The sequence below is a fragment of the Streptomyces asoensis genome, assembly GCF_013085465.1.
In the GTDB taxonomy this organism is placed as follows: Bacteria; Actinomycetota; Actinomycetes; order Streptomycetales; family Streptomycetaceae; genus Streptomyces; species Streptomyces cacaoi_A.
On the sequence record NZ_CP049838.1, the window covers coordinates 102,489 to 115,998 of the forward strand.

Consider the following 13,510-nt stretch of genomic DNA (forward strand, 5'->3'; position numbering starts at 1 on the left):
TCACGCATGCCCGCTTGCCGTCTGCTTGACCTGCGCTTGACTTGCGCTTGGGGTTCCTGCGGTGGTGGCGCCGGGGCGGTGCGGCGGGCGGGACGGGCTGCGGGAACTCACCGGCGGGCGGTGCTCACACGGGCTGCCCGGTGAGCTGCTGCAGCAGCTTGCGCATCAGGGGCGAGAGCCGGCAGTACGGCCCGAGGTTCAGGTACTGCCCGTCGGCGGTCCATTTGACGGCCGCGATGACGATGGGCGGGCCCGCGTACGTGCGCCGGGAACCGTTCACGAACTTCTCGACCTCCGGCTCGACGGGGACCGGCAGGTGCGAGGGGTCCCAGCCGCGCACCGGTGAAGGGGCGTAGCAGATCCGCTCGATCCGGGAGGAGTCCCAGCCGAGGGTGACGTAGACGCGGAAGGACTTTTGGGCGAACTCCAGCATCTTCCCGCTCGGTTCCGGCAGGCCGAGCTCGCGGTGCAGTTCCAAGATGTTCTGCGCGGTGCGGAATTCCTCGGGAAGGTGGGCGAAGTAGAGGTTGACCGTCTTGCGCTGGTAGTCGATCCCGATCATCGCCACGTCGGTGAGGTGGTGGCGGGCGAAGAGGTCTGTGTTGTCGGCCAGCGCCGGCGGCATGGAGGGGATGTCCGCGAGCTGCGACAGCCCCAGCAGGTCGAAGGGGAAGTGCGCGTAGATCTTGCTGAAGCCGCTGACGACTCCGCAGTCGATGAGGTGCTCGGTGACGGGGACCCGGGCCTGGATGTCCGCGAGCAGGGTGCCGGCGGGGTGGTCGGTGTCCGTGACGAAGCCGTTCGCCACGGCGACGGCGTAGGGGTCGACGGTCCCGGAAGGCACCGTGATGGTGTAGTCGAGATCTGCGGGAGGGTGCTCGACGGTCGACACGCTGAGCACGATCCCGGCCTGCGGGAGAGCCTTCTCGTACGCGCTCAGGACCGGCCAGACCGTCTCTCGTGAGCAGGGCGTTCCCGCCAGCCGAGCCGATTCCTCGATGGCCGCGTACACGTCTTCGGCCACAGTGGCTTTGGACATTCATCCTCCAAGTGCCCATGGGTTGCTGTTTGCAGCAGGGGTCCCGCGGGGGGCGGGGTCTGTGAGGGGGCGGGTGCCCGGTCGCTCATCCCCGCCGGCCGTCCGTTCGACGCCTGCCGGCGCCGGGGCTGCGCCAGGCCGCGAGGCGCGCCCGCGCCGAGGAGCGTGCCGGCCACACTTCCCGGGCGTGCCGGCGTTCCTCCTCGGACAGCGGGATGTCCGCGCGCAGGCGTTCGGGGTGGGCGGGCGGCGGCCCGGCGCGTGTCCCGGCCGCGCGTGCGGGAAGGCGCTGCGCGGGTGCGGGAGTCGCGTACTGGTGGGCGAGGGGGCCGACGTAGAGGGCCCCGAAGACCGTCAGGCAGTGCAGGAGCGTGCGCAGGCAGTGGGCCGGTGTCCACCGGACTCCGTGCCGCCGCGGTGTCATGTCCGCCCTCCTCGTCGGGTGGGGCGAGCCGTGGCGGCGGGACGCGGGGCGGCGCGTCCCGCCGGCGGTCGGCTCAGTAGCGGTAGTGGTCCGGCTTGTAGGGGCCTTCGGCGTCGATGCCGAGGTAGGCGGCCTGCTCGGGACGGAGGGTGGTCAGCTTGACGCCGAGTGCGTCCAGGTGGAGGCGGGCGACCTTCTCGTCGAGGTGCTTGGGCAGCACGTAGACGTCGGTCGGGTACTCCTCGGGCTTGGTGAACAGCTCGATCTGGGCCAGCGTCTGGTCGGCGAAGGAGTTGGACATCACGAACGACGGGTGGCCGGTGGCGTTGCCCAGGTTCAGCAGGCGGCCCTCGGACAGCACGATGAGGACCTTGCCGTCGGGGAACTTCCAGGTGTGGACCTGCGGCTTGACCTCGTCCTTGACGATGCCGTCGATCTTCGCCAGGCCGGCCATGTCGATCTCGTTGTCGAAGTGGCCGATGTTCCCCACGATCGCCTGGTGCTTCATCCTGGCCATGTCGGCGGCCATGATGATGTCCTTGTTGCCGGTCGTGGTGACGAAGATGTCGGCCGTCTCGACGACCTCGTCGAGCGTGGTCACCTGGTAGCCGTCCATCGCCGCCTGGAGCGCGCAGATCGGGTCGATCTCCGTGACGATCACCCGGGCGCCCTGGCCGCGCAGCGACTCCGCACAGCCCTTGCCCACATCGCCGTAACCGAAGACGACCGCGGTCTTGCCGCCGATCAGGACATCGGTGGCACGGTTGATGCCGTCGATCAGGGAATGCCGACAGCCGTACTTGTTGTCGAACTTCGACTTGGTGACCGCGTCGTTGACGTTGATCGCCGGGAACAGCAGGCTCCCGTCACGGTGCATCTCGTACAGCCGGTGCACACCCGTCGTGGTCTCCTCGGTCACGCCGCGGATCTCCGAGGCCAGCTGCGTCCACTTCTGCGAGCCGTCACTGATGGTGCGGTGCAGGAGCTCGAGGACGACCCGGTGCTCGTCGTTGTCCGCCGTGTCGACGGCCGGGACCTTGCCGTCCTTCTCGTACTCGACGCCCTTGTGGACCAGGAGGGTGGCGTCACCGCCGTCGTCCAGGATCATGTTCGGGCCGCCGGTAGGGCTGTTCGGCCAGGTCAGGGCCTGCTCCGTGCACCACCAGTACTCCTCCAGCGTCTCGCCCTTCCAGGCGAAGACCGGGACGCCCTGCGGGTTCTCGGGCGTGCCGTTCGGGCCCACCGCGATCGCGGCGGCCGCGTGGTCCTGGGTGGAGAAGATGTTGCAGGACACCCAGCGGACCTCGGCGCCCAGGGCGACCAGGGTCTCGATCAGGACGGCGGTCTGCACGGTCATGTGCAGCGAGCCCATGATCCGGGCGCCGGCCAGCGGCTGGGTGGCGGCGTACTCCTTGCGGATCGACATCAGGCCGGGCATCTCGTGCTCGGCCAGGGTGATCTCCTTGCGGCCGAACGCGGCCAGGGAGAGGTCGGCGACCTTGAAGTCGGTGGGCTCAGCAGGCATGGAGGATCCTTGCGCTCGGCGAACTCAGGACGTTGCGGTGGATGTCCAGTGCCGCCGTGGACTTGTTGAGGGTGATGTAGTGCAGGCCGGGTGCGCCCTCGGCGAGAAGGCGTTCGGCCATGGCGGTGGCGTACTCGACGCCGATGCGGTGCGCGTCTCGCGGGTCGTCGCGGGCCGCGTGCAGGCGGGCGGCGAGGTCCTCGGGGAAGGCCGCGTCGCAGAGTTCGGCGAAGCGGGCGATCTGCCGGTGGTCGGTGGCCGGCATGATCTCCGGGATGATCGGGATGTCGCAGCCGGCGGCCGCGACCCGGTCGCGCAGCCGCAGGTAGTCCTCCACGTGGAAGAACATCTGCGTGATCGCGTAGTCGGCGCCCGCCCGGCACTTGGCGACGAAGTGCCGGATGTCGGACTCCCAGTCGCGCGAGCGGGGGTGGCGCTCGGGGAACGCGGCCACCCCGATCCTGAAGTCGCCCAGCGAGCGGACCAGTTCGACCAGTTGACTGGCGTAGGCGAAGCCCTGCGGGTGCGCCGTCCAGGCGCCCTTGGGGTCGCCCGGCGGGTCGCCGCGCAGCACCAGGACGTCGCGGATGCCGGCGTCCGCGTAGCGGCCGATGATGTGGCGCAGTTCGGCGACCGGGTGGCCGACGGCGGTCAGGTGGGCGACGGGGCGCAGGGTCGTCTCGGCGGCGATGCGCCGGGTGACGGCCACCGTGCGGTCCCGGGAGGAGCCGCCGGCGCCGTAGGTCACGGACACGAAGTCCGGGCGCAGCGGCTCGATCCGGCGGATCGCCTTCCACAGGGTCTGCTCCCCGGCGGCCGTCTTCGGCGGGAAGAACTCGAAGGAGAACGTCGTCGCGGGCGGCCTTGCGCCGCCGGGGCGGTCCGGCTGCGGGGCGGCCGGCTGCGGCAGGTGCCGTGGCGCGGGGGCCTGTTCCCGGACGCCCGTGCCCCTCGCGCCTCTCGCGCCTGCGGCGGGGCGGGGCCGGCCGGGGGTCATGACACGCCTGCCAGGCGGGGTTCGGCGGCGCGGGCGGCGTCGTCTCCGTAGGTGCGGCCGATGCGGTCGATCAGGTCGGCGGCGAGGAGTTTGTACTCCTGGGTGCCGACCGATTCCAGCACGGTGGTGGCCAGGGCGCAGCCGAGCCGGGCGGCCTGCTCGGGCGGCCACTGCCAGGCCAGTCCGGCCAGGAATCCGGCCCGGAAGGCGTCGCCGGCGCCGGTGGGGTCGGCGATCTTCTCGGCGGGCACGGCCGGTATGTGCAGGCGGGGGGTGCCGGAGCGGGCCAGGGTCACCCCGTCGGCGCCCAGGGTGGTGATCCAGGTGCCGGCCCGCTCGAGGAGGTCCTCCTCGCTCCAGCCGGTGCGTTCCCTCAGCAGGGCGGCCTCGTAGGCGTTGGTGAACAGCCAGGTCGCTCCCTCGACCAGCCGGCGGGCCTGTTCGCGGTCGAGGCGGGCCAGTTGCTGGGAGGGGTCGGCGGCGACGGGGATGCCCAGGCGGTGGGCGGTGGCGGTGTGCCGCAGCATGGCCGCGGGGTCGTCGGCGCCGACGAGGACGAGTGCCAGGCCGGTGCGGCGGGCGGTGTCGGCCAGGTCGATGTCCGCGGCCTCGGCCATGGCGCCGGCGTAGAAGGTGGCGATCTGGTTCTGGTCGGCGTCGGTGGTGCACACGAAACGCGCGGTGTGCAGGGTGTCGCTGACCCGCACCGCGGAGGTGTCGACTCCGGCGGCCCGCAGCCAGGCGCCGTACTCGGCGAAGTCCGTGCCCGCCGCGCCGACCAGGAGCGGGTCGCAGCCCAGCAGGCCGAGGCCGAAGGCGATGTTGGCGGCGACGCCGCCGCGGTGCACCTCCAGCCGGTCGGCGAGGAAGGACAGGGAGACCCGCTCCAGTTGATCCTTGATCAGCTGTTCGGTGAAGCGTCCGGGAAACACCATCAGGTGGTCGGTCGCGATCGATCCGGTCACGGCGATACGCACGGCACGTGCTCCTTGGGCTCCTGGCGGGGCGGTCCGGCCGGTGTCCGGGGCGGCGAGTGGGCCGGCGGGCAGAGAAAGCGGGAGCGGAGAAAAACGGGAACGGAGAAACGGGAAGGGGAAAGCGGGAGTGGAGGAAGCGGGAGTGGAGGAAGCGGGGAGCGGTGGGACGGGGGGTGCCACCGCTCCCCGCCGGTCTGGGCGCCGCGGTGTTCCGCGGGGCTGTCCGGTCAGCCGGCGGCGACCGCCGCGCGCAGGGCGTCGGCTCGGTCGGTGCGCTCCCAGGTGAAATCCGCCAGCTCGCGGCCGAAGTGGCCGTAGGCGGCGGTCTGGGCGTAGATCGGGCGCAGCAGGTCGAGGTCGCGGATGATCGCGGCGGGGCGCAGGTCGAAGACGGCCGTGATGGCGTCCTCGATCTTCCGGGCGGCGACCGTGCTGGTGTTGAAGGTCTCCACGAACAGGCCGACCGGTTCGGCCTTGCCGATCGCGTACGCCACCTGTACCTCGCAGCGCGTGGCGAGGCCGGCGGCGACGACGTTCTTGGCGACCCAGCGCATCGCGTAGGCGGCGCTGCGGTCGACCTTGGAGGGGTCCTTGCCGGAGAAGGCGCCGCCGCCGTGGCGGGCCATGCCGCCGTAGGTGTCGATGATGATCTTGCGGCCGGTGAGGCCGGCGTCGCCCATCGGGCCGCCGATCTCGAAGCGGCCGGTGGGGTTGACCAGGAGGCGGTAGTCGTCGGTCTCGAGTTTGATGCCGTCGTCGGCGAGGCGGGCCAGGACGGGTTCGACGACGTGGGTGCGGATGTCGGGGGTGAGCAGGGCGTCGAGGTCGATGTCGCTCGCGTGCTGGGAGGAGACCACGACGGTGTCCAGGCGGACCGGGCGGGCGCCCTCGTACTCGACGGTGACCTGGGTCTTGCCGTCCGGGCGCAGGTAGGGGACGGTGCCGTCCTTGCGGACCTCGGTCAGGCGGCGGGCCAGGCGGTGGGCCAGCTCGATCGGCAGCGGCATCAGGGTGGGGGTCTCGTCGCTGGCGTAGCCGAACATCAGGCCCTGGTCGCCGGCGCCCTGGCGGTCCAGGTCGTCCTCGTCGTGCTCGGTGCGGCCGGTGTCGACGCGGACCTCGTAGGCGGTGTCGACGCCCTGGGCGATGTCGGCCGACTGGGCGCCGATGGAGACCGAGACGCCGCAGGAGGCGCCGTCGAATCCCTTGGCCGAGGAGTCGTAGCCGATGTCGAGGATCTTCTGGCGGACCAGGGTGGCGATGTCGGCGTAGGCGGAGGTCGTCACCTCGCCGGCGATGTGCACCTGGCCGGTGGTGATCAGGGTTTCGACCGCGACGCGGGAGGCGGGGTCCTGGCGCAGCAGTGCGTCCAGGACGGTGTCGCTGATCTGGTCGGCGATCTTGTCGGGGTGTCCCTCGGTCACGGATTCCGAGGTGAACAGGCGGCGGGACATGACAGCTCCAAGAGACTGGGGTGGTGGACACACGCCGGTGACGGGCACGCGCAGCCGTCGGGGTGCCGGATCAGGTGTGTGCGCCCTTGGCCGACAGCAGTCCGGCGACCTCGGCCGCCGTGCCGGCGGCGGCCAGTTCGTCCGCGGCCACGTCGATGTCGTACTGCTTCGCCAGGATGACCGCGAACTCGATGAGGACCAGGGAATCCAGGTCGAGACTCTCGAAATCGGTGTCGGCCGTCGTTTCGGGGGGGACGTCGAAGTGCGTCTTCAGAACGTCGAGTACGGGCTCGGGCTGTATGCCGGTCCGTATCGTCATGGGATTTCCTTTCCAGGCGTCGTCGGTGCTGTCAGGCGGGGGTGATCGGCGGCCAGGTCAGGGCGATGGAGCCCCATGCCAGGCCGGCGCCGAAGGCGGTCAGCAGCAGCCGGTCGTGGGGCCGGAACCGGTTGCGGGCGGCGGCGTCGGCCAGGGCGAGCGGGATGGAGGCGGCCGCGGTGTTGCCCGCTTCTTCGATGTGGGAGACCACGCGCTGTCTGTCCACGCCCAGTTGCTGCGCCAGGCTGTGCAGGATGCGCAGGTTCGCCTGGTGGCCGACCACATGGTCGATCTGGCCGACGTTCCAGCCCGCTTTGTCCAGGGCCGCGGCCGAGGACCGTTCCATCCCGTGGACGGCCTGGACGAAGATCTCCTTGCCGCGCATGTGGATGTAGTGGCCGTCCGGGTGCGGTTCGCGGCCGGTGGCGCGCTGGCGGGAGCCGCCGTCCGGGATGGTGGCCAGGTCCCTGCCGGTGCCGTCGGCGCCCAGGTCGACGGCCAGGACGGCGCCGGGCTCGTCGGTGGTTCCGGCGCGCAGGACGACGGCGCCGGCGCCGTCGCCGAAGATGACGGCGGTGCCGCGGTCGGCGGGGTTGAGGACGGTGGAGAAGACCTCGGCGCCGATGACGAGGACGCGTTCGGCGTGCCCGGCGACGAGCGCGGCGGTCGCGGTGGCGAGCGCGTAGACGAATCCCGAGCATCCGGCTGCCATGTCGAAGGCGGCGGCCGGGCCGAGGCCGAGGCGGGCCGCGACGTCCGGCGCGGTGGCGGGCAGCGGGTGGTCGGGGGTCGAGGTGGCCATGATCACCATGTCGACGGTGTCCGCCGTGCCGAGGCCGGCCGACTTCAGTGCCCGGTGGCCCGCTTCGACGGCGAGGTCGCCGGTGCTCACTCCGGGGTCGGCTACGTGCCGCCGGCGGATACCGGTCCGCCGGCGGATCCATTCGTCGCTGGTGTCGATCCGGGCGGACAGTTCTTCGTTGGTGACCGTGCGGGGCGGCAGATAGCCGCCCAGTCCGCTCAGGACGGCGGCGCGTGCGGTCATCGGCTGCTCCTTCCCGAGGGGGCGCTGGTCAGGGAGGGTTCCGGCAGCAGGTGGCCGACGCCGGCCCGGGCCTGGACGCCGTGCAGGCTGCCGACCACCTCGGCCGTCCGCCAGGTGCCGGCCGGGGAGGGCAGGAGCCTGGTCCGCTCCAGTGCGGCGCTCACCTCGTCGGCGGGCCGCGGGGACGGGGTGCCGGCCGTGACGCGGGTGCGCCGCATCCACAGGTTGTTGCTGTGTGCGCGGTCGATGTCGTCCAGCGCGTACAGCAGGACCTGGCCGAGCTGCAGGGCGGCGACGAAGGCGTCGATCATGGTGGCCGGGGCGTCCGGCGGGACGGCATGTGCGGGGTCGGAGGCCAGCGTGACGCGGGCGCGGGCCCGCAGGTCGTCCGGGCCGTCCGCGGTGACGCGCACTCCGGTGAGCAGTTGCCGGCGGGCGCGGTGCGAGATGCCGTACGGCGTGTTGTTCCAGGGGCCGGCCAGTTCCTGCTCGCAGGCGTAGACGCGGTCGGCGCCGGACGGGGTGCGGCCCGGGCTGTGCCGGGCGTGCACCCTGGCCGTCAGTGAGCCGATCCGGCAGTCGAGTGTGGTGGACCACTCCTCGCCGTTGCGCTGCGCGGCCACGAGCCGGCCGCTCACCGGCAGCGCCGCCAGGTCGTCCTCGTCGGGGCGCGAGCCGGCTTTCAGGTCGACGCGCTGCACGGTGAAGCGGGAGTCGGGGGTGAGCCCGAGGGTGTGGGCCGCGTACAGGCCGGTGAGCTGGGCGCCGAAGAGCATGGCGTCGATGGTGCTCAGATGGGGTTTGGGGCTCTGTTCTCCTTTGCGCGACCAAAGGCCCGGTATGGCGATACGGGCGGTGGCTCGGATCCCTCCGACGCCTTCGTCTCCCGGCGATACGGTGAGATCGCTCAGGGAGTGCTCGACACGCTTGAAACCCTCGCCGAGGAACCGGCTGTCTCGCGGGCCGAGGAAGTCGTCTATGGAGGCAAGTTCCAGGGATGGCACAGGCGCTCCTTGTCTCGCCGAAGAGCCGCTGTCCGCCCCGTGCCGCTCAGCGCACGGTGCGGGTCATTCGGTGAAGGCTTCGGCGATGGCGTAGCTGTCTTCGTACATGTGGTAGCGGGTGATCCGTGCGTTCTCGACGCGCACGTGCAGGGCGTAGCTGTTGGTGAAGCTCTTTGCGGTGGCCAGGACACCGAAGACGGAGTCGGCCGTCACCACCGCGTCCTGCCCGTCGACGATGCGCGCGGTGAGGGTGAAGCTCTGCGGGCCCGTCAGCACCTTGGGGAAGATCTGGAAGAATTCGGAGATCTCCGCCTTGGTGGTGCGGGTGCCCGTCCACGGCACGCGGGGGCTTCCCTGGACGCGGAAGTCCACGTGGTCGGCGAACAGTTCCAGCAGGCCCGGCAGGTCGCCGGCCCCGAACTTCTCGAAGAACGAGTCCAGGACCGCCTGGGTGGACCGCTGCTGTGTCGTCATGTCGCTGTCTCTCTGCTCGTGCGCTACCGGTGGGTCAGTGCCGCGCGTCCGGTGAGGAATGCCGCCGTCTGCTCGGCGACGCGCCGGCCCAGGTGCTCGGCCGTGGCGATGTCCGCCTTGTGCACGGCGTCGGGGGGCAGGTCTCCGGGCAGGGTTGCGGCGGCGCCGTTGAAGTACCCGAGCCGGTTCAGGTCGTTCTCGCTCTCGTGGCTGAGGTGCCAGCCCGGGAGCAGGCCGAGGCTGACCCAGATCATTCCGTGCTGGGCGCCCAGGGTCGCGAAGTAGCCGAGGCTGGAGTCCTTGTCGCCCGCCTTGCAGGCGCTGATGGTGAACCCCGAGCCGAGTTTGTCCTTCCAGGCCTGGCGTGCCCAGCGCTTGTTGGTCGATTCGGCGAAGGCGTGGAACTTCCCCGACGCCGACCCCATGTAGGTGGGCGCCCCGAACACGATCGCGTCGGCCGTGTCGAGGATCTCCCACTTGGCGTCGTCCATGGCGTCGACGATCACCATGGTCGTCTCGGCGCCCGCGGCCTGCGCGCCGGTCCGGACGGCCTGCGCCAGTACCTCGGTGTGGCCTCTGCCGGAGTGGTAGGCAACGGCGATTCTGGGCGGCTTGTGCATCGGTGTTCTCCTCGATGGCAGGGGGCTCACGCCCGGGCGGAAATCCGCTCGGTCTCCATGCGGAAGTCCTGCCGGCCGTACTCCTGGCGGGCCAGTTCGATGGCTTCCGCCGTGCTCATGACCGGCTTCAGGTCGAAGATCCCCGCGATGGTCTCCAGGCGCTGCGCCATCGCGCCGCCGACCACGTGGTAGGGGATCTCCAGTTCGTCGAGCGTGGCCAGCAGCATCGTGTCGATGGTCGCGCGGAACTCGTTGTTCATCGGCCGGTGGCCGTCCGCCGCGATCGGCAGTTCGTGGCGCAGGTGGACGTAGGCGTCGTAGGTGCTTTTGACGTGCTGTTTGAACGCCTGTCCGTACTGTTCGACGACCTGCGCGAAGAAGGCCATCTCCTCGGAGTCGTGTGCCGTTCGGCGGTCCTGGCCGTCCGCGGTGGCGTTCGGGTTCATGCCGTACCTGACCCGGGCCGCCCCGTACAGCCATTCCTGCAGGGAGGAGCCGTCGGAGATGAAGTTGTCCCCCAGCAGCGCTTCCTGCACGGCGCGGCCGGTGTGCCGGCGGAGGGTGAGCTGAAGGAACTGGGGCGGCGTCACGTCCGCGAGTTTCAGGCCGGGGAGGGCCTCGGGCATGATCCCGCGGATCGTCCGGGCCAGGCTGCGCGGAACGCCGGTGTAGTGCGACAAGGCCATCACCGTGGAGGTCTTGCCCGAAGAGTAGGTGCCGGATACGGATATCTTCACGAGTGCTCCCAGTGGTGACGGGTCCTCAAGCGGCGGCCCGGACCGGTCCGGGCCGCCGTCTTCGCCAGGGGGCCGGCGGTTCGGCCGGTCAGGCGACCTTCGTCGCGGACAGGATGGCCTGGACCGGGATGACGTCCGGCGGGATCTCGGAGGGGGCCTTGGTGACGGCCTTCGTCACCTTGAACCCGCACTCCTCCAGCCAGCTCTGGTAGACCGACAGCTGCTGCGGGCCGCCCTGGCCCATGGCGCAGCCGATGAAGAAGGCCGGGAAGAAGTCGACGTTGTAGTTGTCGGTGTCGGTGATGTCCTCCGGGTACACCGGCACCATGATGTTGACCTGGCCGCCGACCTCCAGGGACGCGTTGACCCCCTTGAGGATCCTGAAGACGTCGTCCTTGTCGAACATGTCCAGGAAGTGCTTGATCAGGACGATGTCGAAGCCCTCGGGGACGCCGTCGAAGACGTCGCCGCCGATGAACGAGCAGTGCTCCGCCACCCCGTGGGTCCTGAAGTTCTCCAGGGCCTCGTTCTCCTTCTCCGGCAGGTCGAAGGTGGTGACGTGAAGACCGGGCGAGGCCTTGTGCCGGTAGGTGTGGATCGCGCCGAGCCCGGTGTTGCCGGCAAGGTCGAGCACCTTCGCCCCGGCCGGGATGTCGACGTTGGCGAAGAACCAGGGGTCGATGTTGGCGGTGACCGTGTTCATCAGGTTCGCCCAGGCGTCCCGCAGGTCCGCGTGGTCGGCGACCGCACCGTACAGGGTGCCCTCGTCCACCCCGTACAGCTCCTTGAGTCCGACGATGGTGCCGGTGCGGGTGCTCTCGGTGAGGTAGAAGAGCTGGCGCAGCGCCACCACTTTGATCATGTTCATGTAGGCGAGGGCGCGCCGCAGGTCGCTCTCGGCGACGCCGGCGAGGGCGTCGAGGCGGTAGGTGCCCAGTTCCTCGTCCCGGGCGACGAAGCCCTCCTTGACCAGGAGGTGCAGAAGCTGCTGCACGGCGTCCGGCTTGGCGCCGACGGTGTCGCCGAGCTCGGTGGCCGTCAGGCCGGGCCTGTCCCGCAGCGCGTCGACGATCCCCAGCTCGAAGCAGGACAGCACGGTCATGAACCGCGAGGGGCCCACCATGTATTCACGCAGTCGTGCGAGTGTGGCTTCCGGTGTCATTGCACTCGTCTCTTTCGCGTTGGTTGTCTGCACCGCAGGGGCGGTCTGCCGGCCGCGGGTCACGTCCGGTCCTCGAGCTGGTCCTGGAGCCGGCTGGCCAGTGCGAGCCGCTGCACCTTCAGCGTGGCGGTGCGCGGCAGTTCGGCCTGCGGGATCTGGATCGGGTCGGCCAGCTGGGGGAAGGCGGCGACGGCCGCGCGCCAGCGGTCGCGGTCCAGGGGCCGGTCGTCGTGGGTGCAGATCACCGGGACCGGCTCGGCGTTGGGGCCCTGGATCACGACGAGTTCGCTCAGCTCGTCGAGCCGGCCGAGCACGAGGTCCTCGACTTCGAGGGAGCTGCGCACCCCGGCGATCATGTCGACCTCGCGGTCGAGCATGTGCAGGCAGCCGAACCTGGTGCGGTAGCCGACGTCGCCGGTCCGCCACCAGTCGCCGTCGCGGTTGCTGTCGTAGCGCTCCTGCTCGGCGAAGTAGGTCTTGGCCAGGCCGGGCCAGGCAACCTCGATGAAGCCGGGGTTCTTCTCGGACGGTGGTCTGCCGTCCCGGCCGACCACCCGCACCTTCGCCGCGCCCCGGGGCATCTGCCAGCCGACGCAGCGCCCGTCGACCTTGTGGGCGGAGCCGCGGAAGTAGGCGCGGCCGACGGCGGGGCCGACCTCGCTCTGCCCGTAGATCTGGAAGAACAGGGCCCCGCGCCGCTCGGAGGACTTCAGCAGCCGGCTCATCGTGCGGGGGTGGATGGCGTCGAAGGTGCTGCTGAAGTACTTCACCGAGGCGAACGGCCTGCGGGCGTCCTCGGTCAGGCCCTCCCAGTCCATCAGCGAGTTGGGCAGTGCCTCGATGAGCCCGGGCCGGTGGGTGAGGAACAGCTCGGCGACCGTGGCGGGGTCCGACTCGTTCATGAGCAGCACCGGCATCTCCCGCAGGAGTGCCAGGGCCATCGCCGCGACCATCCGGGAGTGCACGAAGGAGATGTGGATCGCGGCCGTCTCCTTCTTGCGCATCAGGGACAGCAGCCGCCACTGCGGTTTGAGGCGGATGCCCTGGGTGCGGGGCGTGTGCACGACCAGCTTGGGCAGTCCGGTGGTGCCGGAGGTGTGGGTGATCACGGCGGCCTCGTCGATCGGCCGCACCACCGGCTTCACCCGCGGCGCCCCGGCGAACTCGCCGAGCGAGTGCGCCCCGGGCCGCGCACCGCCGACGGTGAGCACCCGCCGGGTCAGCTCTGCCAGCGGCACCTCGGCCAGCGCGTCCAGCTTGTGCCCGTCGGTGAGCAGGCTGGGCCGCTCGACCCGCTCGAGCAGGGCGGCGACGGTCGCCGGGTCCAGGCCGGGCGACAGCATCACGGGCACCGCGCCGATCCGGGACGCGGCGCAGGCCAGCACCCACACATCGGCGTTGGCCCGCTTGTGGACCACGATGTGCTCGTCGGGGCGCACCCCGGCCGCCCACAGACGGGCCGCCAGGTCGTCCACCAGGTCGGCGAGCCGGGAGACCGTCAGGTGGCGGCCCGCCTCGGGCAGGACGTCGAGATCATGGTCGAGGGTGATCGGCGTCGACCCGTTGACGGCCGCGGCCAACGCCGGCAGCAGGCCGATGTGAAGGCCGCGCTTCTGTATCGATTGATAGGCCACAGAGCCCTTCATCGGGACTGTCTCCTTTGCGGTGGGCGATGGACATGCGGGCTGTCGCGGCCCGGTGCGGGATGCACGGACCCGTACGGCGGGGCCGTA

Annotated in this window: 14 protein-coding genes; all 14 read right to left on the reverse strand. The window is 70.8% G+C overall.

Features of this window, described 5'->3' with window-relative positions; genetic code table 11:
• Positions 1 to 124 precede the first annotated feature (124 nt).
• The 14 genes from G9272_RS00485 to G9272_RS00550 all read right to left on the reverse strand — a co-directional run bounded on the left by G9272_RS00485 (position 125) and on the right by G9272_RS00550 (position 13,423).
• Positions 125 to 1,039, reverse strand: coding sequence for an aromatic prenyltransferase (locus G9272_RS00485; protein WP_171394655.1), 915 nt, complete (start codon positions 1,037 to 1,039; stop codon positions 125 to 127).
• Between the two features lie 85 nt (positions 1,040 to 1,124).
• Positions 1,125 to 1,463, reverse strand: a complete 339-nt coding sequence (locus G9272_RS00490) for a DUF6059 family protein (protein ID WP_171394656.1) — start codon at positions 1,461 to 1,463, stop codon at positions 1,125 to 1,127.
• 73 nt (positions 1,464 to 1,536) lie between these two features.
• Positions 1,537 to 2,988 carry an adenosylhomocysteinase gene (gene ahcY, locus G9272_RS00495; RefSeq protein ID WP_171394657.1) on the reverse strand — a complete coding sequence of 484 codons (1,452 nt, stop codon included), beginning with the start codon at positions 2,986 to 2,988 and terminating at the stop codon, positions 1,537 to 1,539.
• A complete protein-coding gene (gene metF, locus G9272_RS00500; RefSeq protein WP_171394658.1) occupies positions 2,978 to 3,985 on the reverse strand; it encodes a methylenetetrahydrofolate reductase [NAD(P)H] in 1,008 nt (335 codons plus the stop codon). Before metF ends, ahcY begins: the two co-directional genes overlap by 11 nt.
• Positions 3,982 to 4,962, reverse strand: coding sequence for a carbohydrate kinase family protein (locus G9272_RS00505; protein WP_171394659.1), 981 nt, complete (start codon positions 4,960 to 4,962; stop codon positions 3,982 to 3,984). Before G9272_RS00505 ends, metF begins: the two co-directional genes overlap by 4 nt.
• A gap of 227 nt (positions 4,963 to 5,189) precedes the next feature.
• Positions 5,190 to 6,416 carry a methionine adenosyltransferase gene (gene metK, locus G9272_RS00510; RefSeq protein ID WP_171394660.1) on the reverse strand — a complete coding sequence of 409 codons (1,227 nt, stop codon included), beginning with the start codon at positions 6,414 to 6,416 and terminating at the stop codon, positions 5,190 to 5,192.
• A 70-nt stretch (positions 6,417 to 6,486) separates the two neighbouring features.
• Complete coding sequence (locus G9272_RS00515; RefSeq protein ID WP_171394661.1) at positions 6,487 to 6,735, reverse strand: acyl carrier protein; 249 nt, start codon at positions 6,733 to 6,735, stop codon at positions 6,487 to 6,489.
• Positions 6,736 to 6,766: 31 nt separating this feature from the next.
• Positions 6,767 to 7,780, reverse strand: coding sequence for a beta-ketoacyl-ACP synthase III (locus G9272_RS00520; protein WP_171394662.1), 1,014 nt, complete (start codon positions 7,778 to 7,780; stop codon positions 6,767 to 6,769).
• The gene (locus G9272_RS00525) at positions 7,777 to 8,784 is read right to left on the reverse strand and encodes an AvrD family protein (RefSeq protein WP_171394663.1); all 1,008 of its coding nucleotides are present in this window, start codon (positions 8,782 to 8,784) and stop codon (positions 7,777 to 7,779) included. The genes G9272_RS00520 and G9272_RS00525 overlap by 4 nt, the downstream gene beginning before the upstream one ends.
• 63 nt (positions 8,785 to 8,847) lie before the next feature.
• Positions 8,848 to 9,258 carry a nuclear transport factor 2 family protein gene (locus G9272_RS00530; RefSeq protein ID WP_171394664.1) on the reverse strand — a complete coding sequence of 137 codons (411 nt, stop codon included), beginning with the start codon at positions 9,256 to 9,258 and terminating at the stop codon, positions 8,848 to 8,850.
• Between the two features lie 23 nt (positions 9,259 to 9,281).
• Complete coding sequence (locus G9272_RS00535) at positions 9,282 to 9,878, reverse strand: flavodoxin family protein (protein ID WP_171394665.1); 597 nt, start codon at positions 9,876 to 9,878, stop codon at positions 9,282 to 9,284.
• 26 nt (positions 9,879 to 9,904) lie between these two features.
• Positions 9,905 to 10,615, reverse strand: a complete 711-nt coding sequence (locus G9272_RS00540; protein WP_171394666.1) for an AAA family ATPase — start codon at positions 10,613 to 10,615, stop codon at positions 9,905 to 9,907.
• Positions 10,616 to 10,703: 88 nt separating this feature from the next.
• Positions 10,704 to 11,777 (reverse strand): methyltransferase, encoded by a 1,074-nt coding sequence (locus G9272_RS00545; RefSeq protein WP_253267632.1) that lies wholly within the window; start codon positions 11,775 to 11,777, stop codon positions 10,704 to 10,706.
• A gap of 59 nt (positions 11,778 to 11,836) precedes the next feature.
• Complete coding sequence (locus G9272_RS00550) at positions 11,837 to 13,423, reverse strand: class I adenylate-forming enzyme family protein (RefSeq protein WP_171394667.1); 1,587 nt, start codon at positions 13,421 to 13,423, stop codon at positions 11,837 to 11,839.
• Positions 13,424 to 13,510 lie beyond the last annotated feature (87 nt).